This window comes from Streptomyces coelicoflavus (assembly GCF_045041415.1).
Taxonomy (GTDB): Bacteria; Actinomycetota; Actinomycetes; order Streptomycetales; family Streptomycetaceae; genus Streptomyces; species Streptomyces coelicoflavus.
The window spans coordinates 5,887,173-5,909,051 of the sequence record NZ_CP108218.1; the positions used below are offsets into that span (position 1 = coordinate 5,887,173).

Sequence of the window (21,879 nt, forward strand, 5' to 3'; positions counted from 1 at the left end):
GTGAATCACCTGATCCACTCGTCACAGCCCGGCTACCTGCCGGTAGATTCGAAGCCGCTGACGATCAAGTCTGAAACTTGTTCTAGATTAACCTCCCGACGTAGTGTCGCGGGACAGCGCAGCGAGAAGGGGGCCCAGAGTGACCGCCGAGGCCAGTCAGACGGGTCCCCGTCCGGAACCCGCAGCCGACGGCCTGCCACCGCTGCGCATCGCACTCCTCACCTACAAGGGGAACCCGTTCTGCGGCGGCCAGGGCGTCTACGTCCGCCATCTCTCCCGCGAACTGGCCCGCCTCGGCCACCGCGTCGAGGTCATCGGCGCCCAGCCCTACCCCGTCCTGGACGAGGGGCCCCTCGTCGGCGACCGGCTCTCCCTCACCGAACTGCCCAGCCTCGACCTCTACCGCCAGCCCGACCCCTTCCGCACCCCGAAGCGGGGCGAGTACCGGGACTGGATCGACGCGCTCGAGGTCGGCACCATGTGGACCGGCGGCTTCCCGGAGCCGCTCACCTTCTCGCTGCGCGCCCGGCGCCATCTGCGCGCCCGCCGCGGCGACTTCGACGTCGTGCACGACAACCAGACCCTCGGGTACGGGCTGCTGGGCGACGTGGGCGCGCCGCTCGTCACCACCATCCACCACCCCATCACCGTCGACCGGCAGCTGGAGCTGGACGCCGCCGACGGCCGCAAGCGCCGCTACTCCGTGCGCCGTTGGTACGCCTTCACCCGGATGCAGAAGCGCGTCGCCCGCCGGCTGCCCTCCGTGCTCACCGTCTCCGGCACCTCCCGCCAGGAGATCGTCGACCACCTCGGCGTACGGGACGACCGCATCCACGTCGTCCACATCGGCGCCGACACCGACCTGTTCTCGCCCGACCCGTCGGTGCCGCGGGTGCCGGGCCGGATCGTGACCACGTCCAGCGCCGACGTGCCGCTCAAGGGCCTGGTCTTCCTCGTCGAGGCGCTCGCCAAGGCGCGCACCGAGCACCCCCGGGCCCACCTCGTCGTCGTCGGCAAGCGGCCCGCCGAGGGGCCCGTCGCGCAGGCGATCGAGCGGTACGGCCTCGACGGCGCCGTCGAGTTCGTCAAGGGCATCTCCGACGCCGAACTGGTCGACCTCGTGCGGTCGGCGGAGGTCGCGTGCGTGCCCTCGCTGTACGAGGGGTTCTCGCTGCCCGCCGCCGAGGCCATGGCCACCGGCACCGCCCTGCTCGCCACCACCGGCGGCGCCGTCCCCGAGGTCGCCGGACCCGACGGGGAGACCTGCCTCGCGGTGCCGCCGGGCGACGCGGACGCGCTGGCCGCCGGGCTGAACCGGCTGCTCGGCGAGCGCGAACTGCGGGCCAGGCTCGGCGCGGCCGGACGCGAACGGGTCCTGAAGCACTTCACCTGGGCCCGCGCCGCCGAGGGCACGGTCGCCCGCTACCGGGAGGCCATCGGCCCCGCCCCCACCGCCACCCCGAGGATCGTGCCCGCGACCCCGACCACCAGTGACACCGGCGTCTACCCCGAAAGCAGGGCCACGTGCTGACCGTCGACTTCTCCCGGTTCCCGCTCGCCCCGGGCGACCGCGTCCTGGACCTCGGCTGCGGCGCCGGGCGGCACGCGTTCGAGTGCTACCGGCGCGGAGCCCAGGTCGTCGCGCTGGACCAGAACGCCGAGGAGATCCGCGAGGTCGCCAAGTGGTTCGCGGCGATGAAGGAGGCCGGCGAGGCCCCGGCCGGCGCCACCGCCACCGCCATGGAGGGCGACGCGCTGGCCCTGCCCTTCCCCGACGCCTCCTTCGACGTCGTCATCATCTCCGAGGTGATGGAGCACATCCACGACGACAAGGGCGTCCTCGCCGAGATGGTCCGCGTCCTCAGGCCCGGCGGCCGCATCGCGATCACCGTGCCGCGCTACGGCCCCGAGAAGGTCTGCTGGACCCTCTCCGACGCCTACCACGAGGTCGAGGGCGGCCACATCCGCATCTACCGCGCCGACCAGCTCCTCGAGCGCATCCGCGAGGCCGGCCTCAAGCCGTACGGCACCCACCACGCGCACGCGCTGCACTCGCCGTACTGGTGGCTGAAGTGCGCGTTCGGCGTCGACAACGACAAGGCGCTGCCCGTGCGGGCGTACCACAAGCTGCTGGTGTGGGACATCATGAAGAAGCCACTGGCGACCCGGGTCGCCGAGCAGGCGCTGAACCCGCTGATCGGCAAGAGCTTCGTGGCCTACGCCACCAAGCCGCACCTGCCGCCGGTGGACGCCGCGTGACGACCCCGCGCTCGCCCCGCACCCCCCGTACCGAACACCTCGTCCTGCCCGGCGTCCTCACCGACGCCGAGGCCGCCGCGACCGTCCGCGGCATCCTCGCCGTACAGCGCGCGGACGGAGCCATCCCCTGGTTCCGCGGGCACCATCTCGACCCGTGGGACCACGTCGAGGCCGCGATGGCCCTGGACACGGCCGACGAGCACGAGGCCGCCGAGCGGGCCTACACGTGGCTGGCCCGGCACCAGAACCCGGACGGCTCCTGGTACGCCGCCTACGCCGACGGAGACTTCGCCGACGTCACCGACCGCGGCCGCGAGACCAACTTCGTCGCCTACGTCGCCGTCGGCGTCTGGCACCACTACCTCGCCACCGGCGACGACCCCTTCCTGGACCGGATGTGGCCCGTCGTCCACGCGGCCGTCGAGTTCGTGCTGCGCCTCCAGCAGCCCGGTGGACAGATCGGCTGGCGCCGCGACGACGACGGCACCGACACCACCGACGCCCTGCTGACCGGCAGTTCATCGATCCACCACGCGCTGCGCTGCGCGCTCGCCATCGCCGAGCAGCGCGAAGAGCCGCAGCCCGACTGGGAGCTGGCGGCCGGTGCACTGCGGCACGCCATCCGCCGCCACCCGGAACGGTTCCTGGACAAGGGCCGCTACTCGATGGACTGGTACTACCCCGTCCTCGGCGGCGCGCTGACCGGCACGGAGGCCAGGAGCCGCCTCACCGAGAGCTGGGACCGCTTCGTCGTCCCGGACCTCGGGGTGCGCTGCGTCGTGCCCAACCCGTGGGTGACCGGCGGCGAGTCGGCCGAACTCGCGCTCGCCCTGTGGGCGGTGGGCGAGTCCGACCACGCCCTGGAGATCCTCCAGTCCATCCAGCACCTGCGGGACGCGGACAGCGGCCTGTACTGGACGGGCTACGTCTTCGACGACGACGCGATCTGGCCCCGCGAACTGACCACCTGGACGGCCGGCTCCCTGCTCCTCGCCGTCGCCGCGCTCGGCGGCCACGAGGCCACCTGCCAGGTCTTCTCGGGCGACCGGCTGCCCAGGGGACTGGACCCGGACTGCTGCGTCTGAACGGCGGACCGTCTGACCGGCGGACTTGCGGTCAGCGACGGCCGAGGCGGTTGGCGACGGCGTGGCCGACGAAGAGGTAGACGACCGCGGCCAGACCGTAGCCGGCGACGACCCGGGCCCACGCCTCGTCGAACGTGAAGAGGTCGTGCGACCAGCCCGCCAGCCAACTGGCCGCGTCATGGACGAACCGCACCAGGTCGTTGGCCCGGTTGGCGTCCAACAGGTACATCAGGATCCACAGGCCGAGGATGAAGGCCATGATGTCCGCGACGATCGCGACGGCCCTGCCCGCGGAGTTCGAACCGCTGTATCTGGACATGCCTTCCGTATGGCCGCCCGAGCCCGAAGGAAACCTGTACACCGACGGCCCCCCACCCGGAACCGAGTCCGGACGGGGGGCCGTTGAAGCTTCGGCGGCGTCGGAGTGATCAGCCGCGCTGGATGCCCGAGGTGTCCTGGAGGACGCCGCGGCGGCCGTCCTGGGTCTGGGCGACCAGGTTGGCGCCGCGCTGCTCGACGGCCAGGTACCAGGTGCCCGGCGCCAGTTCGGCGATCGGCGTCGGCGAGCCGTCCTCCCCGAACAGGGGACGCGGTACCGGCACGGCGAACCAGAACGGGGAGAAGTCCCCGGCCGGCTGCGCCTGCGCCTGCTGCGGCGCCTGCGGCTGAGCGGCCTGCGGCTGCCCCGGCTGCGGCTGGCCACCGAAGGACGGACCGGGCTGACCCGGCTGCCCCGGCTGACCCGGGTGACCGGGCTGGCCGCCGTACGGCTGCTGCTGGGCGCCCGGGTAGCCGTAACCACCCTGGGGCTGGCCGCCGTAGGGCTGCGGCGCGGCCGGACGGGCGGCCGGGACCAGGGAGCCCTTGAGGGCGGGGACCAGCGGGGTGGCCACGGCCGCGGCGGCCATGACCAGCGTGGCGACGAGAGCGAGGATCAGGCCCACGCCGAGGTCGGGACCGTCGGAGCCACCGCCGACGTTGTCGACGCCGCTCGCGGGGTCGAAGACGTTGCCGAGCGCGCTCCAGGCGGCGAAGATCGTGAACGCGATGCCCAGCTGGCCCAGGTCGAGACCCGCGACCTTCTTGGGCTGCGGCAGCCCTCGGGCCACCACGATCAGCGCGGCGCCGATGATGCCCGCCAGGACGACGCCGAGCACGACGGGCCCGCTGCCCCACAGGTTCGGCAGTTCGAGACTGTCGGGGGCGTCCTTGACGGAGTAGAGGCCGAGGAACGACGCGATCAACAGCAACACCGCTGCTCCGATCACCACGCCGTCGCCTCGAGTGAGGGAGCGGATATTCACTTCAGGTCCTTCGTAGGTCGTCTCGTCGTCGGTAGAGGCGTCGCTGTCACGATGGCGCCGAAAGGTTCCGGTGTGAAGCGCGGGGGTGGCCCCTCATCGTACGGACGACACTATCGTCCGGACCTCGGGGCTGTCCGCAGGGATCGGGGCGCCGGGCGCTACCCGCGCAGGAAACTCACAATCCCCTCAGACATCCCCTCCGCCGCCTTCTGCCGCCAACTGCCGCTGGTCAGCAGCGCCGCGTCCTTGCCGTCCCGCATGTTGCCGCACTCGATGAACACCTTGGGAACCGTTGACAGATTGAGACCGCCCAGGTCCGTACGCGTGACCAGGCCGGTGCCCTCGCCGAGGTAGTTGGACGGCGCGCTGCCCGTGACGCGCACGAAGTTGCCCGCGACGCGCTGGCCCAGTTCGGCGGAGGGCGCCACGATGGCGCGGGTGTCGGCGGCGCCCTTGTGCACCGCGCCCGGCATGATCACGTGGAAGCCGCGGTTGCCGGCCCCCGACCCGTCGGCGTGGATCGAGATCGCCGCGTCCGCGTGCGCCTCGTTGCCGATCCGGGCCCGCTCGTCCACGCAGGGTCCGAACGCACGGTCGCCGTCCTGCGTCAGCTTCACGGTCGCGCCCTGCGCCTCCAGCAGGGTGCGCAGCCGGTGGGCCACGTCGAGGGTGAACTTCGCCTCGGGCCAGCCCGCGTTGGTGGCCGTGCCGGTCGTGTCGCACTCCTTCCAGTGCGTGCCGACGTTCACCTTGCGGTTGATCTCGGACGCGTGCTGGAAGTTGGCGGGGTTGTGGCCCGGGTCGATGACGACGACCTTGCCCTTGAGGGGGCCCGAGGCGGCGGGCCGGGAGGCGGACGGCTGCTTCGACGTGGGCGCGGGCGACGAACCCGCGGGCTTCTTGCCGTCGTCCTCGCCCGGCGACGCGGGAGCACTGGAGGCGGGAGGCAGCGACGAGGGTGCCGCCGACGTCCGTACGGCGCCCGCGCGGTCGGCGCCGCCTCCGTCGCCGTCGTCCGGGCCGCCGACCGCCGCGTACACCCCCCACCCGAGCAGCGCCCCGGGCACGAGCGCGGCGACCGCCACGGTCAGGGGGCGGCGCAGCGGGGAGCGGCGGCGCTGGGGCGGTTCGAAGTCCGGGCCTGTGTACGACACGTCAGCGACTCTAACCGCGCCTTCGGATCCCCGTGCCGGTTCGCCGCAGGACGCGCAGCGAGTCGGTCACCGAGACCTCGGTGAACGCGCCGGACTCCAGCGCCCTGAGGTAGACGCGGTACGGGGCCTGGCCGGTGAACTCGTCGGCCGGGTCCGGGAAGACGTCGTGGATGACCAGCAGGCCGCCGTCGGCCAGGTGCGGGGCCCAGCCCTCGTAGTCGGCGTTCGCGTGCTCGTCGGTGTGGCCGCCGTCGACGAAGACGAGTCCGAGGGGGGAGTTCCAGAACGCGGCGACCTGGGGGGAGCGGCCGACGAGGGCGACCACGTGCTCCTCCAGGCCGGCCCGGTGCAGGGTGCGGCGGAAGGCGGGCAGGGTGTCCATCACACCCAGCTCCGGGTCGACCGTCTCCGGGTCGTGGTAGTCCCAGCCCGGCTGCTGCTCCTCGCTGCCCCGGTGGTGGTCGACGGTGAGCGCGGTGACCCCGGCCCGGCGGGCCGCGTCGGCGAGCAGCACGGTGGAGCGCCCGCAGTACGTGCCGACCTCCAGCAGCGGCAGCCCGAGCCCGCCCGCCTCGACGGCGGCGGCGTACAGCGCGCGGCCCTCGTGCGCGGGCATGAACCCCTTCGCGGCCTCGAAGGCGGCCAGGACGTCGGGGGCGGGGGCGGGGAGGGATCCGGGGGCCGCGGTCATGGGGGCCTTTCGCTGGTCGTACGGCGTGTGCGGCGCCCCATGCTGCCGTACCCCCCGCCGCGCGGCGCGACAGGGGGTACGGGTCCGGGACGGCAGAGGGTCAGGCCGGGACCGTCTCGCCCGGCAGGGACAGGTCCAGGTCGACCGGGCGGTCGCCGCCGTGGGTCGCCGCGTGGGCGAGCGGGGGGTGGCCCGCGGCGCGGGCGGCCAGGACGTACGGGCCCTGTGCGGGCACGGCGAGGGCGTAGCTGCCGTCGCCCGCGGAGAGGGTCGCGCCCGCCTGCCGTCCGTGCCGGTCGATCAGCGTGACCTTGGCGCGGGCGACGGGGGCGCCGTCGGCGGCCAGCACCCGGCCGCGGAAGCCCTGCGGCGGCTGCCCGGCCCCGGCGAGCGCCTGCTCGGCGCGGGCCAGGTTGGCGTCCTCCTCGCTGCTCGCCCGCAGCTGCGAGACCCCGGCCGGGCTGCGGCGCGGGAGGAAGAAGGCCAGCACCAGGCCGATGGCGACGGCGCCGGCCGCGATGAGGAAGGAGACGCGGAAGCCGTGCATCGTCGGGACGGCGACGCCGCCGACGACCTTCGACGTGTTGGCGAGCACCATGCCGATGACGGCGCTCGACACCGATGTACCGATGGACCGCATCAGGGTGTTGAGGCCGTTGGCCGCGCCCGTCTCCGAGGCCGGGACCGCGCCGATGATCAGCGCGGGCAGGGAGGAGTAGGCGAGGCCGATGCCCGCGCCGATCAGCACCGAGGTGACGACGGTCTGCCAGGCGGCGTTCATCAGGCCGAGGCCGCCGGCGTAACCGATGCCGATGATCACCAGGCCGATGATGAGGGTGGTGCGGGGGCCGTAGCGGGCGGACAGGCGGGCGTAGACCGGCGCGGTGAACATCATCGTCAGGCCCAGCGGGGCCACGCACAGGCCCGCGACGACCATCGACTGCCCGAGGCCGTAGCCGGTCTCGGCGGGCAGCTGGAGCAGCTGCGGCAGGACGAGGGAGATGACGAAGAAGGAGACGCCGACCATGATCGAGGCGAGGTTGGTGAGCAGGACCTCGCGGCGGGCCGTGGTGCGCAGGTCGACCAGCGGGGCCGCGACGCGCAGCTCCATCAGACCCCACAGGAGCAGCACCACGACGGCGGCGGCGAACAGGCCGAGCGTGGTCGGCGACGACCAGCCCCAGTCGCTGCCCTTGCTGACCGGCAGCAGGAACAGGATCAGGCCGGCGGACAGACCCAGCGCGCCCGGCAGGTCGAAGGAGCCCTTGGCGCGCAGCGGGGACTCCGGCACGATCAGCAGGGTCAGCGCGATGGACAGGACACCGAGGCCGGCGGCGCCGAAGTAGAGGGCGTGCCAGTCGGTGTTCTGCGCGACCAGGGCCGCGGCGGGCAGCGCCAGACCGCCGCCGACGCCGATCGAGGAGCTCATCAGCGCCATCGCCGAGCCGAGCCGCTCGCGGGGCAGCATGTCGCGCATCAGGCCGATGCCGAGGGGTATCGCGCCCATCGCGACGCCCTGGAGGGTACGGCCCACGATCATCGGGACCAGGGCGTCGGTGAGCGCGCTGAGCAGCGCGCCGACGACCATCACCGACAGGCTGGCGATCAGCATGCGGCGCTTGCCGAACAGGTCGCCGAGCCGGCCCATGATCGGCGTGGCCACGGCTCCGGACAGGAGCGTGGAGGTCAGGACCCAGGTGGCGTTGCTGGGTGAGGTGTCCAGAAGTCGGGGCAGGTCCTTGATGACCGGGACCAGCAGGGTCTGCATCACCGCGACGACGATGCCCGCGAACGCGAGCACCGGGACGGTGGCCCCGCTCGCTCGCCGCACGGGCTCGTCGGTCGTCGTGTGGGACATGGGGTGGGGCCTCCAGGCCGGGAGTCGGTGGATGCGCGGATCTTGGGTGTGTGCAGACTGAACCTCGTGCGCCGGGGCAACTATTCCGTTGCTTCGAGTCCCTAACTAATTCTTGACCTTCTCTTGGGACCGCGCCTACACGCGGTTCACCGGCCGGTCGCCTACGTCTCGGGTCCTAGGACGGGTCGGCGGCGGGTGCGACCAAAAACCGATGCAAGGGGCAGAGCGGACTTGAGACCATGACACCCATGCCCGAAGCCACCCGCATCGCCGCCCCCGCCTCCGCACGCCGCATATCCCCGCGCCGCACGCCGCCGACCTGGCTGGTCGTGGCCATCGCCTGCGCCGGACAGTTCCTGGTCGTGCTCGACGTGTCCGTCGTCAACGTCGCCCTGCCCTCGATGCGGACCGACCTCGGGCTCAGCGCCCAGGGCCTCCAGTGGGTGGTCAACGCCTACGCCATCGCCTTCGCCGGGTTCATGCTGCTCGGCGGGCGGGCCGGCGACCTGTACGGACGCAAGCGGATGTTCCTGGTCGGGCTCGGGCTCTTCACGCTGGCCTCGCTGGGCGGCGGACTCGCCCAGGAGGGCTGGCAGCTGCTGGCGGCGCGGGCCGTGCAGGGCCTCGGCGCGGCCGTACTCGCCCCCTCGACGCTGACGCTCCTGACCGCCGCGGTGCCGGAGGGCGCGGCCCGGGCCCGCGCGATCGCGACCTGGACCGCCGTGGGCGCGGGCGGCGGTGCCGCGGGCGGTCTGGTGGGCGGTGTCCTGGTGGACGGGCTGTCCTGGCGCTGGGTGCTGCTGATCAACGTGCCGGTGGGCGCGGTCGTGCTGGCCGGCGCCCTGCTGTGGCTGACCGAGAGCCGGGGCGGCGAGCGCCGCCGCCTCGACCTGCCGGGCGCCCTGCTGGTGACCGCCGGACTCGCCACACTCGCCTACGGCATCTCGCAGACCGAGTCCGAGGGATGGGCCGCGGGCGCGACACTGGTCCCGCTGCTCGCCGGCCTCGCGCTGCTCGGGCTCTTCCTCCTCGTCGAGGCGCGGACGGCGGCCCCGCTGATGCCCCTCGGCCTGCTGCGGCTGCGGTCGGTGGCGTCGGCGAACGTGGCGATGCTGGTGTCCGGCTCGTCGATGTTCTCCATGTGGTTCTTCATGACCCTGTACGCGCAGAACGTCCTCGGCTACTCCCCGCTGGAGGCCGGTCTCGCCCTGGTGCCCAGCTCCCTCGCCGTCATCCTCGGCTCGAAGGCCGCCCCGCGGTTCCTGCCGGTGCTCGGCGCGCGCAACGTGGCCGTGCTCGGCACACTCGTCGCCGCGGTCGGCTTCGGCTGGCAGTCGACGATGACCGCGGACGGCGGCTATGTGACCGCGATCATGATTCCCGGCGTACTGATGATGCTGGGCGCGGGCCTGGCCGCGACCCCGCTGGCCTCGCTCGCCATCTCCGGCGCGGCCCCCGGGGACGCCGGACTGGTCTCCGGGCTGATCAACACCTCCCGGACGATGGGCGGTTCGCTGGGCCTCGCGGTGATGGCGACGATCGCGGCGTCCCGGTCCGGCGGCGAGGAGCACGCGGGCCCGGTGGCCCTGACGGACGGCTACGCCCTGGTCTTCCGCACGGCGACGGCGGTCCTGGTCGCAGCGGCCGTACTGATGTGGACGTGGCTGCCGAAGACCCGCGCGAGGGACTGAGCGCGCCGAGGTCTGAAACGGCGCCCGAAGGGGAGCGCCCCGAAGGGGCGCCTCCTGAGGGGCGCGGGGCTGCATCCATTTGCGGCTCCGCCGCGGGGCGCGAGCAACCCCCACCGGCCCGCGGCCGACGCACCACCCCAGTTCAAACCCACCCCCGCTGCCGAGCCGAGCGCAGCGCCTCCGCCCGGTTGCGCGTCCCGGTCTTGCCGATCGCGGCGGACAGGTAGTTGCGGACGGTCGACTCGGACAGATGCAGCACCGCGGCGACGTCCGCGACCGTCGCCCCGTCCGCCGAGGCCCGCAGCACGTCGCACTCCCGGCCGGTGAGCGGGCTGGGACCCGCGCTGAGCGCGGCCGCGGCGAGCGCCGGGTCGACGACCGTCTCCCCGGCCAGCACCCGGCGGATCGCGCCGGCCAGCTCCTCCACCGGGCCGTCCTTCACCAGGAAACCGGCGGCGCCCGCGTCCATGGCCCGCCTGAGGTACCCGGGGCGACCGAACGTCGTCAGGATCAGCACCCGGCAGCCGGGCACCCGCTCCCGCAGCTCGGCGGCGGCGTCCAGGCCGCTCAGGCCCGGCAGTTCGATGTCGAGGAGGGCGATGTCGGGGCGGTGCGTCAGCGCGGCGGCGACGATCTCGTCCCCGGCCGCCACCTGCGCGACCACCTCGATGTCCTCCTCCATCCCGAGCAGCAGCGCGAGCGCGCCCCGCATCATGCCCTGGTCCTCGGCGAGGAGGACACGGACGGGGTGGGCGCGCGGCGTCTCGTCGGTCACGGGGGCAAGAGTAGGACGCGGCGCCAGGGGGTGTCGTTTCTCCTAGGCCGGTGCGCCCACCGGCCGTTCCTCCGCCCGCACCGGGAGCTCCGCCGTCACCGAGAAGCCGCCCCGCGGCTCCGCCCCCGCCGTGAGCGAACCACCCGCCGTGGCGAGGCGTTCCGTGAGGCCGGTCAGGCCCGTGCCCGGACCCCGGGTGGGGCCCGCCACGCCCGTGCCGTCGTCCGTGACCGTCAGCCGGACCCGGTCCGCACCGCCCCGGACGGTGATCTCGCAGCGGCTCGCCCCGCTGTGCCGTACGACGTTGGTGACCGCCTCCCGTACCACCCACCCCAGCAGCGCCTCGGTCTGCGGTGGCAGCGGCGGGCCCGTGCGGCGGACCACGGCCTCCACGTCCGCCGCGTCCAGCACCGAACGGGCCCGGTCCAGTTCGGTGCCCAGGCTGCCCTCCCGGTAGCCGGTGACCGCCTCGCGGATCTCGGTCAGCGCCTGGCGGCCGACCGACTCGATGTCCGTGACCTGGGTCAGCGCGGCGTCCAGGTCCCGGGGTGCCAGCCGGCGGGCGGCCTCCGACTTGACCACGATCACCGACAGCGTGTGCCCCAGCAGGTCGTGCAGGTCCCGCGAGAACCGCAGCCGCTCCTCCGCCACCGCCCGGGTGGCCAGTTCCTCCCGGGCGGCACGCAGTTGCCGTACGGCGTCGGACAGGCTCAGGATCGCGGCCGTCACCATCGTCGAGAGGAAGGTCCCGTAGGCGATGTTCAGGCCGTTCCAGCCGTCCTTGACGCCGGCCACGACGCCCGCCACCACCGTCAGCGACCAGCCCCACCGGCCCAGCCACGGGCCGCGCAGGGCCGCCCCCGCGGCGAGGCCGAGCAGCGGGAAGAACAGCAGCCAGCTGCCGCCGTACGCCAGCGCCAGCGCACAGGTCACCACCGCCATGGCGGCCAGTGCCAGCCGCGTGTTCAGCGACTCGCGCAAGGTCTTGTGGAACGAGCGGAAGGCGACGTGGATGTAGAGCGAGTTGAAGACGATCAGCCCCGCGCCGCCGATCCAGGGGTTGGCGCTGTTCCCCTGGAAGATGTTCGCCAGGCTGCCCAGGCCCATGAGCAGCCACGGCAGCAGGGTGAATCCGGTCGGCGGCGGGCCGACGCGCTCCGGCCGTCCGCCGCCCTGGGCCGGTTCGGATTCGGGCTCGGGCTGCCGTGCCAGCTGCCACGCGTCCAGGCGGTGCGACATCCTGCGCAGCCGCCCTCGGGTCCCGGTCATGGCTGTCGGCTTCCTTCCGCTCGGGCGCACCGGGCGCTCAGTCGTTTCCCGCGCCGCGGCGGTAGGACAGGACGGCGTACGCACCGAACGCCAGCAGCCATCCCGCGAGGACGAGGATTCCACCCGCGGGCGGCGCCTGCCCCGTGGCCACCGAAGTGCCCAGCTGCGCGAAGCGGTTGGTCGGCGTGTACGACGACACCGTGCGCAGCCACTCCGGGAACAGTGCGAGCGGGAACCACAGTCCCCCGAGCACCGCGAGGCCGAGGTTGGCCACCATGTTCGCCACGCCCGTGGTCTGCCCGGTCAGCCGGTAGCCGTTGCCCAGCCCCAGCAGCGTGAAGGGCACCGACCCGAGCCAGAGCAGCAGCGCCAGCGCCGCCCACTGCCAGGCGTCCAGCCGTACGCCGTTGACCAGGCCGCCCGCGCCGAGGACCGCCGTGATCGCGGGCAGCACGGTGACGGAGGCGGTCAGGGCGCGGCCCGCGACCACCTGGTGCGGGGGCATCGGCGTCACCCTCAGCTGCCGCAGCCAGCCGATCGCCCGGTCCTCGGCGACCCCGCCGCCGGTGTTCAGGGCCGAGCCGACCGCGCCGTACGCGGCCATGCCGACCATCGCGCCCGTCTTCCACTCGCCCGCGTCGCCCCCCAGGTTGGTGAAGAGCAGGTACATCAGGACCGGCATGGCGACGCCGCCGATGACGAAGCCGGGATCGCGCAGCGTACGGCGCGTCTCCAACCGCAGGTAGTCCATCGTCCCGCCCTTCATCGCACGCTCTCCTTCGTCTTCGTCGTCAGGGCCAGGAACGCGTCGTCCAGGGACGCGGGGGCCACCTCCAGGCCGCGTATCGCGCCGAGTTCCGCGAGGGCGACCACGGTCGCGTCGGAGTCCTCGCTGCGCAGCAGCGCGCGGTCCCCGCGTATCTCCACCGAGCACACTCCGGGCAGCAGCTCCAGGCCGTCGGCGGGTCGGCCGGCCAGGTCGACGGAGACGCGGCTGCCGCCCGCCGCCCGGCGCAGCTCGTCGCCGGTGCCGTCCGCGACGACCCGCCCCCGGTCGACGACCACGATCCGGTCGGCGTGCGCGTCGGCCTCCTCCAGGTAGTGCGTGGAGAAGAGGACCGTGCTGCCCCGACGGGCGTAGGCCCGCATCGACTCCCAGAACGCGTGCCGGGCCTCCACGTCGAGGGCCGCCGTCGGCTCGTCCAGGACCAGCAGGCCGGGGCGGCCGGCCAGCGCGAGGGCGAACCGCACCCGCTGGACCTGCCCGCCGGACAGCCGGTCCACCCGCCGCCCCGCCAACGGCGCGATACCCGCCAGCTCCAGGGCCTCCCCGACCGGCATCGGCGCCGGGTAGCGGCCGGCCACGAAGGCGACCAGCTCGCCCACGGTGACCCGGGGCACCGCCCGCGCCTCCTGGAGCATGGCCCCCACCCGGCCGGCGCGCACGGCACGCTCCGGAGGGCCGCCGAACAGCTCCACCGTGCCCGCGTCGGGCGGGCACAGGCCGAGCAGCAGCGCGATCGCCGTCGACTTGCCCGCGCCGTTGCGCCCGAGCAGCGCGACGGTCTCACCGCGCCCGATGCGCAGGTCCACGCCGTCCACGGCGCGGATGTCGCCGTACGTCTTGGCCGCACCCGTGAAGGCGACGGCGGGGGTGGTGCCCTCTGTCGGTCTCATGCCGATGACGTTACGGAGCCGGCGGGGACGCGCGGCAGATGCGGTTGTCCGGAGATCGGCAGGACAAATGTCATGGGTGCCGCTCGTCCCCGCGGTTCCCGTACGGTGACCGGGAACCGCAGGGACGAAACGGGGAGGGCCATGCCCGTCGACGCAGTCGGGGCGCTCGCCGCCGCGCCCCGGGTCCGTGAGATCGCCTGGGACCACAAGGACGTCCAGCTCTACCACCTCGGCATCGGCGCCGGCCGGCCCGCCACCGGCCCCCGCGAGCTGCGCTACACCCTGGAGTCCCGGCTGCACGTCCTGCCGAGCTTCGCGACCGTCGCCGGCGGCGGCGTTCCCGGGGTGATCGGCGCGCTGTCCGTGCCCGGCGTCGACGTCGACCTCGCCCACGTCCTGCATGGCGGGCAGCGGCTGCGGCTGCACCGGCCCGCCGTCCCGGTGCGGGGCCGGGCGACCGCGTCCTCGCGCGTCGTCGCCGTGTACGACAAGGGCAGTGCGGCCGTGCTCGTGCTGCGCACCGAGGTCGCCGACGCGGACGGGCCCCTGTGGACCGAGGAGGCCGAGGTCTTCGTACGCGGGGAAGGCGGCTGGGGCGGCGAGCGGGGCCCGTCCGGACGCCCCTCGCCACCGCCCGCCGAGCCGGCGGACCACGTCGTCGAACGGGCCGTGCGCGAGGACCAGGCCCTGCTCTACCGGCTCTCCGGCGACTGGAACCCTCTGCACGCCGACCCGGAGTTCGCCGCGCGGGCCGGCTTCGAGCGGCCCGTCCTGCACGGGCTGTGCACCTACGGCGCCGCCCTCAAGGCGGTCGTCGACACGCTGCTGGACGGCGACGTGACCCGGGTGCGCGAGTACCGCACGCGGTTCGCCGGGGTGGTGTACCCGGGGGAGACGCTGCGGGTGCGGATGTGGCGGGGGCCCGGGGCGGACGGCGCCGGGGCGGGGGAGACGGAGGAGACGGGCGAGACGGCGGAGACGTGGGAGGCGCGGGTGGCCGTGAGCGCCGTCGAGCGCGGTGACGCGCCCGTCCTCGCCGACACGGTCGTCCGGTACGGGTAGGGGAGGGGAAGGACGGGGCGGGACGGTGCGCGGGGGACGACAACGGCCCCGCCCGTCGGATGGGCAGATTCCAGGGATCGTCGCAACACAGTGATCAACTGGTTGTCGCCAGGAGCTTAGCGAGGCGCTCGGCTGGGGTTTCCCAGCCGAGCGTCTTTCGCGGTCTGGCGTTGAGCTCGGCCGCGACCGTGTCGAGGTCCTCGCGGCTGTGCTGGGCGAGGTTGGTGCCCTTGGGGAAGTACTGCCGGAGCAGGCCGTTGGTGTTTTCGTTCGAGCCGCGCTGCCAGGGACTGCCGGGGTTGCAGAAGTAGACCGGCATGTCGGTTGCCGTGGAGAAGACGTGGTGGCTGGCCATCTCGTTGCCCTGGTCCCACGTCAGCGACCGCCGCAGGTGGGGCGGAAGTTGGGCGACGGTCTCGGCCAGGGCCTTGTGAAAGTGCTCGGCTTGGTGGCCGTCCGGCAGGTGGACCAGCATGACGTACCGGGTGGCGCGTTCGACCAGGGTGCCGATCGCGGACTTGTGCCGGGCGCCGACGATGAGGTCCCCCTCCCAGTGCCCGGGGACGGCACGGTCGGCGGCCTCGGCCGGCCGGTCGCTGATCATCAGCATGTTGCCGGTGAACCGCGGCTGGCGCTTGGCGGCCTGGCGGTGCGGCCTGCGGCGGACCCGCCCAGAACGCAGGGCCCGGGTCAGTTCTCGCCGAAGTTCTCCGCGGCCCTGGACGTAGAGGGCCTGGTAGATCGTCTCGTGGACCACGTGCATCTCCGGCCGGTCAGGGAAGCGTCTGCGCAGAGCGTGGCAGATCTGCTCCGGGCTCCAGCGCTTGGTGAGATGGTCCTGGATGAAGTCTCGCAGCTCCGGGTTCTGGCCGATCCTGCCCGGCTTGGGACGTGGCCGGCGGGCGTCGGCCCGCCGCTGGGCCGCGTGGGGCCGGTAGTACCAGCGGCCGTCTGGCAGGACGCTGCGGTTGCGCCGGATCTCGCGGCTGATCGTGGACGGGCTGCGGCCCAGCTCCGCCGCGATGGCGCGGACGGTGGCCTTCTCCCGTACCCGGTCGGCTATGTGGATTCGTTCGGTTTCCGTCAGAAAACGCGAAGGAGCGCCCGAGGCCACCCGCACGATGTGCGCAGGTGGCCTCGGGCGCTTTTTGCGTCCTTCGGGCCGGCCGTTCCTCCACTCGCGGCCGGTCCGGATGTTGATGCCGACGAGCTTGCTCGCCTCTTTGTTGCTGTAGCCCAGGTCCACGAGCCGGAAGTATTCCTCCCGCTCACGCCGGAGCTTCGCCCCCCTGGTCTGCTTGTCCTTCCGGATCTCGAAGCCCATCGAGCACCCCTTCAAGCTGGGGTGTTGCAACGACCACTAGAACGGAAGATGCGACGAACGGGGCCGGAGCCGCGTGCCTTCGTGTGTGCCTGTGCCTGTGTCTGTGTCTGAGACTTATGCCTCGTCCGTGGCGTCAGGCGGCCGTCTGGGACTCCTCGGCAGGCTTGCGGTGGCGGCCCTGCGGGGTCGCCTCGCCCTCCTGGCTGGAGACCGGTCCACGGTGCTTGCCGTGGCCGGCGTCGGTCTCGGAAACGTCGGCACCGGCGGCCTGCATCGGCTGGGTCGTGCTGGCGTCGTTCATCGGAAGGAATTCACCCCGTCAACATGATCTTTCCTACAGCCGGGCGAGTCTAACCGGCACACCTCGGGGCGGATCCAGGCGACCACGCCAACCGGCACTACTTCGTTACAAGCCGTGCCAGCGGGGCCTGTTGAAGCGGTACGGGGCGCGGCTGGGCGGGGGCGGGAGCGTCCGCCGTGCCGGGTTCGCCCGACTCGTCCGGAGCCGATTCCTCCGGATTCCCGGACCGCCCGCCGCCCGCGCCGCCCACGCCCTCTGTGCGGTCTGCGCCCTCTGCGCCGTCTGCGCCTTCCGAGCCGTCCGGGCCGTCCGGGCCTTCCGGGCCGGGAGCCTCCGGCGCGACCAGCCGGGCCACGCCGCACGGCGAGCGCGGTGTGGAGCACGGCAGCCGCAGCTCCCCGTCCGGCGTCCACAGCCCGGCCCCCGTCAACCAGCCGTCGGGCGGCGGGAGATGACGCACCTGCCGGTCGGCGGGCCGCCAGACCCCGACCCAGCTGCCGAAGGCGCCGTCCACGCGCAGCGCCACCCCGCACCGCTCCGGAGTCAGCACCTGCCCCGGCTGGACGGCGAACGGCGTCACGACGCAGTCCGGCATGCGCAGGCACTCCGGGAAACGCACCGGCAGCGTGCTGCCGAGGACGCCCCAGCCGAGCCGCTCCCGCCCCGGCGAGGGCGCGTCCGAGCCGATCAGCACCAGCCCGCTGTCGGGGTCGGCCAGCAGCAGCCGGTCGTCGCTGTCCGGGGCGATCTGGAGCAGCGGCGAGACCTCGCCGTCCCGCTCCAGGTCCACCACGACCGCCTTGGTGCGCCCGCCGGTCTCCCGGTCCACCGCCAGCATCCGGCCCGCACGGTCCAGCCAGACCCCGCCCGAGCAGCGGCCGGGGATCTCGGCCACCCGCTCGGGTCCGAAGGCGCCGCCCGCGACCTGCCACAGCACCGTCGAACGCGCCCCGGCCGCCAGGGCGTACGCCCGCTCACCCCCCGGAGCCGGCGGCAGCAGCCGCAGCCCGGGGGCGTCGGCGGGGCACTCGACCGCGCCGAGCGACAGTTCGCCGGTGCCGGGCCCGGTCGGGTACAGCAGCGCGAAGAGGTGCCGGCCTGCCGCCACGCGGTGGACCAGGACCCGCCCGTCGCCCATCGGCTGCACCTCGGTGCCGGGCTCCTCGGGCTGGTTCCCCGGCAGCGGCACCGCGTACGGCTCCGGGCCGTCCAGGGTCCACCGCTCCGGGTACCAGGCCTCGCCGCTCCCCTCGCTCCGGGCGAGACGCGCGGCGTAGCCACCCTCCGCGGTGATGCTGCACCCCGCCTTCGGGGTCCCGCCGTCGCCGGGGTCCGCCGAAGGCTCGATCGCACAGACCGTCATCGTTCGGTCACCTCCAGCGACGAAGCTAGTTTTCGTACGCACGGGCGGGGGACCGGGACGGCCCGCATCACACATACGTGTGTCACAGGAACGATTCGCCTGAGGGAAGGGCACGGGGTGTGCTGTGCCGGACCGGGCCGTCGCGGCGGCGGCCGGTGTGCGCGGCTGCGGGTACAACGGCACAGAAGCTCCAGGTAGCCTTGCACGCGTGCCCCGTCTGTCAGAAGTCATCGCCGCGCTGGACAACCTGTGGCCCGCCGAGCGGGCCGAGTCCTGGGACGCGGTCGGCACCGTCGTGGGCGACCCGGACCAGGAGGTCACGCGGGTCCTGTTCGCGGTGGACCCCGTCCAGGAGATCGTCGACGAGGCGGTGAAGCTCGGCGCCGACCTGCTCGTCACCCACCACCCGCTGTATCTGCGCGGGACGACGACGGTCGCGGCGTCCACCTTCAAGGGCCGCGTGGTGCACACCCTCATCAAGAACGACATCGCCCTGCACGTCGCCCACACCAACGCCGACACCGCCGACCCCGGCGTCTCCGACGCGCTGGCCGGCGCCCTCGACCTGAACGTCGTACGGCCCCTGGTGCCGGACCCGGCCGACCCGGAGGGGCGCCGGGGCCTCGGCCGGGTGTGCGAGCTGCCGCACCCGCTGACCGTCCGCGAGCTGGCCGCCCGCGCCGCCGAGCGGCTGCCCGCCACGGCGCAGGGCATCCGCGTCGCCGGCGACCCGGAGGCGACCGTGCGCACGGTCGCCGTCAGCGGCGGCTCCGGCGACAGCCTCTTCGACCACGTACGGGCGGCGGGCGTCGACGCCTTCCTCACCGCGGACCTGCGCCACCACCCCGCTTCCGAGTTCTCCGCGGACCGCGCGGCCCGTCGTCCCCTCGCGCTGCTCGACGCGGCGCACTGGGCCACCGAGTGGCCCTGGTGCGAGCTGGGCGCGGCCCAGCTCGACGAGATCTCCGACCGCAACGGCTGGGACCTCAGGGTCCACGTCTCGAAAACGGTCACCGACCCCTGGACCGCCCAGGTGGCGTCCGCCCCGACCTCTAGCGCAATGGGAGCCCCCAACTGAAAGCCGCGCCCGCCGACCAGATCCGACTCCTCGACGTCCAGGGCCTCGACACGCGGCTCCAGCAGCTCGCGCACAAGCGCCGGTCCCTGCCCGAGCACGCCGAGATCGAGTCGCTGACCAAGGACCACACCCAGCTGCGCGACCTGCTCGTGGCCGCGCAGACCGAGGAGAGCGACTGCGCCCGCGAGCAGACCAAGGCCGAGCAGGACGTGGACCAGGTGCGCCAGCGCGCCGCCCGCGACCAGCAGCGCCTGGACTCCGGCGCCGTCACCTCCCCGAAGGACCTGGAGAACCTCCAGCGTGAGATCGCCTCCCTCGCCAAGCGCCAGGGCGACCTCGAGGACGTCGTCCTGGAGGTGATGGAGCGCCGCGAGTCCGCGCAGGAGCGGGTCGCCGAGCTGACCGAGCGGGTCGGTGCGGTCCAGGGCAAGATCGACGACGCCACCGCGCGCCGTGACGCGGCCGTCGAGGAGCTGGACGGCGAGGCGGGCTCGGTGACCAAGGAGCGCGAGGTCGTCGCGGGCTCCGTCCCCGACGACCTGCTGAAGCTCTACGACAAGCTGCGCGAGCAGCAGGGCGGCGTCGGCGCGGCCAAGCTGTACCAGCGCAGCTGCCAGGGGTGCCGCCAGGAGCTGGCCATCACCGAGCTGAGCGAGATCCGTGCGGCGGCGCCCGACACGGTCGTCCGCTGCGAGAACTGCCGCCGCGTCCTGGTGCGCACGGCCGACTCCGGGCTGTAGGGAGCCGGTTCGGTGACTGATCCGGTGGCCGGTTCACAGGGCCGGGTACGGGAGTTCGTCGTCGAGGCGGACGGCGGGTCGCGGGGCAACCCGGGGCCCGCGGGCTACGGCGCGGTGGTCCTCGACCCGGCGACGGGGGAGTCCCTGGTGGAGGCCGCCGAGTACCTCGGGGTCGTCACCAACAACGTCGCCGAGTACCGGGGGCTGCTGGCCGGCCTGCGCGCGGCGAGGGAACTCGACCCGGACGCCGTCGTTCACGTCCGCATGGACTCCAAGCTCGTCGTCGAGCAGATGTCGGGCCGCTGGAAGATCAAGCACCCCGACATGAAGCCGCTGGCGGCCGAGGCCGCGCGGGTCTTCCCGCCCGGCCGCGTGACGTACGAGTGGATCCCCCGCGCGAGCAACAAGCACGCCGACCGCCTGGCCAACGAGGCGATGGACGCGGGCGCGCGCGGCGAGACGTGGTCGCCGTCCGGGTCGACGGCGGAACTGGACACGGGCGGCGCCGCCGGCCGTACGGCCCGGGGCAGCCGCACCGGGCGGCCGACCGCCGCACCCGCCGGGGCCGCGGAGGGCGCCGGTGTGGCAGCGGGGGCCGTGCCCGGCACGGGGGCGCGGGACGCCGCCGCCCCTCGTGCGGCGGTCGATCCGGGTACCGGGGACGGGCCGGCCGGTACACCCACCGGGGTCGCGGGACGCGCCGACGCGGTGACCTCCGCCGGGAGCGCGGTGACGCGGGGTGCTGCCGCCGGTCGTGCGGCCGGGGGCGGCCGGAGCGGGGACGAGCCGGCCGTCGCACCTGCCGGCACCGAAGGCGGTGGCGGTGGGAAGGCCGCCCCGGCAGCGGGCGGCGCGGTCGCGGGCGAGCACCTCGGGCAGGCGGCCCGGACCGGCGCCGACGTGCGGGCCGCGAAGGCCGTGGCCTCGCCCGGCTGGGGACCCCCCGACATGGGCGCCCCCGCCACCTTCGTCCTCCTGCGGCACGGGGAGACGCCCCTCACCCCGCAGAAGCGGTTCTCCGGGAGCGGCGGCAGCGATCCGTCCCTGTCGTCCGTCGGCCGGGAGCAGGCCGAGAGGGTCGCCGCGAGCCTCGCCCGGCGCGGCACGATCGAGGCGGTCGTCGCCTCACCCCTGGCCCGCACCCGTGAGACCGCCGGTGTCGTCGCCGCCCGCCTCGGCCTGGAGGTGGCGGTCGACGAGGGCCTGCGCGAGACCGACTTCGGCGCGTGGGAGGGGCTCACCTTCGGCGAGGTGCGCGACCGCTACCCCGAGGACCTGGACGCCTGGCTGGCCTCCCCGGACGCGGAACCGACCGGCGGCGGCGAGAGCTTCGCGGCCACCGGTGTCCGGGTCGCCGCCGCCCGCGACCGGCTCGTCGCGGCGTACGCGGGCCGCACGGTGCTGCTGGTCTCCCACGTGACGCCGATCAAGACGTTCCTGCGACTCGCGCTGGGCGCCCCGCCCGAGTCGCTGTTCCGCATGGAACTGTCCGCCGCGTCCCTGTCGGCGGTGGCGTACTACGCCGACGGCGGCGCCAGCGTCCGCCTGTTCAACGAGACGTCCCACCTGCGCTGAGCCCGGCCGCCTCCCGGGCCAGCGCCTCGACGCGCCCCCAGTCCCGCCCATCGATCGCATCCTTGGGCAGCATCCAACTGCCCCCGACGCAGCCGACGTTGGGCAGGGCCAGGTACTCCGGCGCGGAGGCCGGCGTGATGCCGCCGGTCGGGCAGAAGCGCGCCTGCGGCAGCGGCGCGGCGAGCGCCTTGAGATAGGCGGTGCCGCCCGCCGCCTCGGCCGGGAAGAACTTCATCTCCCGCACCCCGCGCTCCAACAGCGCCACCACCTCCGACGTGGTCGACACCCCCGGCAGGAACGGCACCCCGGACCCCCGCATGGCCTCCAGCAGTTTGTCCGTCCACCCCGGGCTGACCAGGAACCGCGCCCCGGCCGCCACGACCTCACCGACCTGCTCCGCCGTGACGACGGTGCCCGCGCCGACCACCGCGTCCGGCACCTCACCGGCGACGGCCCGGATCGCGTCGAGGGCGACCGGTGTCCGCAGCGTCACCTCGATCGCGGGCAGCCCGCCGGCGACGAGCGCCCTGGCGAGCGGCACGGCGTCGGCGAGGTCGTCGACGACCACGACGGGCACGACGGGCGCGAGATCCAGCACCGAGGCGGCGGGGGAGGAGGGCAGCGGAGAACTCATGCCCTCATCGTGCCGCCGAACCGCACGCTCTGCAATCAC

The 21,879-nt window shown here is 73.9% G+C and carries 21 protein-coding genes; 8 read left to right on the top strand and 13 right to left on the bottom strand.

The genetic code is table 11. The annotated features are described in order from the left end of the window. The first annotated feature begins 139 nt into the window (after nt 1-139). The 3 genes from OHA99_RS26240 to OHA99_RS26250 are packed head-to-tail and all read left to right on the top strand — an operon-like array spanning nt 140 to nt 3,344. Nucleotides 140-1,531, top strand: a complete 1,392-nt coding sequence (locus tag OHA99_RS26240; protein WP_153180103.1) for a glycosyltransferase family 4 protein — start codon at nt 140-142, stop codon at nt 1,529-1,531. Then, nucleotides 1,525-2,259, top strand: coding sequence for a class I SAM-dependent methyltransferase (locus tag OHA99_RS26245; RefSeq protein WP_007449064.1), 735 nt, complete (start codon nt 1,525-1,527; stop codon nt 2,257-2,259). The genes OHA99_RS26240 and OHA99_RS26245 overlap by 7 nt, the downstream gene beginning before the upstream one ends. Then, the gene (locus OHA99_RS26250) at nt 2,256-3,344 is read left to right on the top strand and encodes a prenyltransferase (RefSeq protein WP_153180104.1); all 1,089 of its coding nucleotides are present in this window, start codon (nt 2,256-2,258) and stop codon (nt 3,342-3,344) included. The genes OHA99_RS26245 and OHA99_RS26250 overlap by 4 nt, the downstream gene beginning before the upstream one ends. A 31-nt stretch (nt 3,345-3,375) precedes the next feature. On the opposite strand, the gene OHA99_RS26255 is transcribed toward OHA99_RS26250, so the two are convergent. The 5 genes from OHA99_RS26255 to OHA99_RS26275 all read right to left on the bottom strand — a co-directional run bounded on the left by OHA99_RS26255 (nt 3,376) and on the right by OHA99_RS26275 (nt 8,351). Beyond that, complete coding sequence (locus OHA99_RS26255) at nt 3,376-3,663, bottom strand: hypothetical protein (RefSeq protein ID WP_153180105.1); 288 nt, start codon at nt 3,661-3,663, stop codon at nt 3,376-3,378. Nucleotides 3,664-3,772: 109 nt separating this feature from the next. Further along, nucleotides 3,773-4,648, bottom strand: a complete 876-nt coding sequence (locus OHA99_RS26260; protein ID WP_153180106.1) for a hypothetical protein — start codon at nt 4,646-4,648, stop codon at nt 3,773-3,775. A gap of 158 nt (nt 4,649-4,806) precedes the next feature. Continuing rightward, nucleotides 4,807-5,802, bottom strand: a complete 996-nt coding sequence (locus OHA99_RS26265; RefSeq protein ID WP_165686190.1) for an N-acetylmuramoyl-L-alanine amidase — start codon at nt 5,800-5,802, stop codon at nt 4,807-4,809. A 10-nt stretch (nt 5,803-5,812) separates the two neighbouring features. After that, the gene (locus tag OHA99_RS26270; RefSeq protein ID WP_366471989.1) at nt 5,813-6,493 is read right to left on the bottom strand and encodes a class I SAM-dependent methyltransferase; all 681 of its coding nucleotides are present in this window, start codon (nt 6,491-6,493) and stop codon (nt 5,813-5,815) included. Between the two features lie 100 nt (nt 6,494-6,593). Beyond that, nucleotides 6,594-8,351, bottom strand: a complete 1,758-nt coding sequence (locus tag OHA99_RS26275) for an MFS transporter (protein WP_405698107.1) — start codon at nt 8,349-8,351, stop codon at nt 6,594-6,596. Nucleotides 8,352-8,599: 248 nt separating this feature from the next. On the opposite strand from OHA99_RS26275, the gene OHA99_RS26280 reads away from it, so the two are divergent. Continuing rightward, nucleotides 8,600-10,042, top strand: coding sequence for an MFS transporter (locus OHA99_RS26280; protein WP_164384964.1), 1,443 nt, complete (start codon nt 8,600-8,602; stop codon nt 10,040-10,042). A gap of 142 nt (nt 10,043-10,184) precedes the next feature. On the opposite strand, the gene OHA99_RS26285 is transcribed toward OHA99_RS26280, so the two are convergent. Genes OHA99_RS26285 through OHA99_RS26300 form a run of 4 tightly spaced genes read right to left on the bottom strand, consistent with a single transcriptional unit; the run spans nt 10,185 to nt 13,763 of the window. After that, nucleotides 10,185-10,817 (bottom strand): response regulator transcription factor, encoded by a 633-nt coding sequence (locus OHA99_RS26285; RefSeq protein WP_345963539.1) that lies wholly within the window; start codon nt 10,815-10,817, stop codon nt 10,185-10,187. A gap of 42 nt (nt 10,818-10,859) precedes the next feature. Next, on the bottom strand, nt 10,860-12,086 hold the full coding sequence (locus tag OHA99_RS26290) for a sensor histidine kinase (RefSeq protein WP_153180111.1): 1,227 nt from the start codon (nt 12,084-12,086) through the stop codon (nt 10,860-10,862). Nucleotides 12,087-12,123: 37 nt separating this feature from the next. Then, nucleotides 12,124-12,852, bottom strand: a complete 729-nt coding sequence (locus OHA99_RS26295) for an ABC transporter permease (RefSeq protein WP_194280104.1) — start codon at nt 12,850-12,852, stop codon at nt 12,124-12,126. After that, entirely contained in the window at nt 12,849-13,763 is a 915-nt protein-coding gene (locus OHA99_RS26300; RefSeq protein WP_153180112.1) for an ABC transporter ATP-binding protein, read from the bottom strand. Before OHA99_RS26300 ends, OHA99_RS26295 begins: the two co-directional genes overlap by 4 nt. A 141-nt stretch (nt 13,764-13,904) precedes the next feature. Here OHA99_RS26300 and OHA99_RS26305 point away from each other — a divergent pair, with 141 nt between their 5' ends. Next, entirely contained in the window at nt 13,905-14,825 is a 921-nt protein-coding gene (locus tag OHA99_RS26305; RefSeq protein ID WP_405698111.1) for a MaoC/PaaZ C-terminal domain-containing protein, read from the top strand. Between the two features lie 94 nt (nt 14,826-14,919). Here OHA99_RS26305 and OHA99_RS26310 read toward each other — a convergent pair whose 3' ends face one another. The 3 genes from OHA99_RS26310 to OHA99_RS26320 all read right to left on the bottom strand — a co-directional run bounded on the left by OHA99_RS26310 (nt 14,920) and on the right by OHA99_RS26320 (nt 17,813). Then, complete coding sequence (locus OHA99_RS26310) at nt 14,920-16,149, bottom strand: IS30 family transposase (protein ID WP_405694274.1); 1,230 nt, start codon at nt 16,147-16,149, stop codon at nt 14,920-14,922. Between the two features lie 133 nt (nt 16,150-16,282). Further along, on the bottom strand, nt 16,283-16,450 hold the full coding sequence (locus OHA99_RS26315) for a hypothetical protein (RefSeq protein WP_063789615.1): 168 nt from the start codon (nt 16,448-16,450) through the stop codon (nt 16,283-16,285). Between the two features lie 97 nt (nt 16,451-16,547). Beyond that, nucleotides 16,548-17,813, bottom strand: a complete 1,266-nt coding sequence (locus OHA99_RS26320; protein WP_153180114.1) for a hypothetical protein — start codon at nt 17,811-17,813, stop codon at nt 16,548-16,550. A gap of 208 nt (nt 17,814-18,021) precedes the next feature. Between OHA99_RS26320 and OHA99_RS26325 the strand changes: the two genes are divergently transcribed. Genes OHA99_RS26325 through OHA99_RS26335 form a run of 3 tightly spaced genes read left to right on the top strand, consistent with a single transcriptional unit; the run spans nt 18,022 to nt 21,206 of the window. Then, on the top strand, nt 18,022-18,891 hold the full coding sequence (locus tag OHA99_RS26325) for a Nif3-like dinuclear metal center hexameric protein (protein WP_153180115.1): 870 nt from the start codon (nt 18,022-18,024) through the stop codon (nt 18,889-18,891). Next, complete coding sequence (locus OHA99_RS26330) at nt 18,888-19,631, top strand: zinc ribbon domain-containing protein (protein WP_165687391.1); 744 nt, start codon at nt 18,888-18,890, stop codon at nt 19,629-19,631. Before OHA99_RS26325 ends, OHA99_RS26330 begins: the two co-directional genes overlap by 4 nt. Nucleotides 19,632-19,643: 12 nt before the next feature. After that, nucleotides 19,644-21,206: a bifunctional RNase H/acid phosphatase gene (locus OHA99_RS26335; protein ID WP_405698114.1), complete on the top strand. Its 1,563-nt coding sequence runs from the start codon at nt 19,644-19,646 to the stop codon at nt 21,204-21,206. On the opposite strand, the gene eda is transcribed toward OHA99_RS26335, so the two are convergent. Further along, nucleotides 21,181-21,840 carry a bifunctional 4-hydroxy-2-oxoglutarate aldolase/2-dehydro-3-deoxy-phosphogluconate aldolase gene (eda, locus tag OHA99_RS26340; protein ID WP_153180117.1) on the bottom strand — a complete coding sequence of 220 codons (660 nt, stop codon included), beginning with the start codon at nt 21,838-21,840 and terminating at the stop codon, nt 21,181-21,183. The two genes, OHA99_RS26335 and eda, sit on opposite strands and share 26 nt — an antisense overlap. Nucleotides 21,841-21,879: the final 39 nt, after the last annotated feature.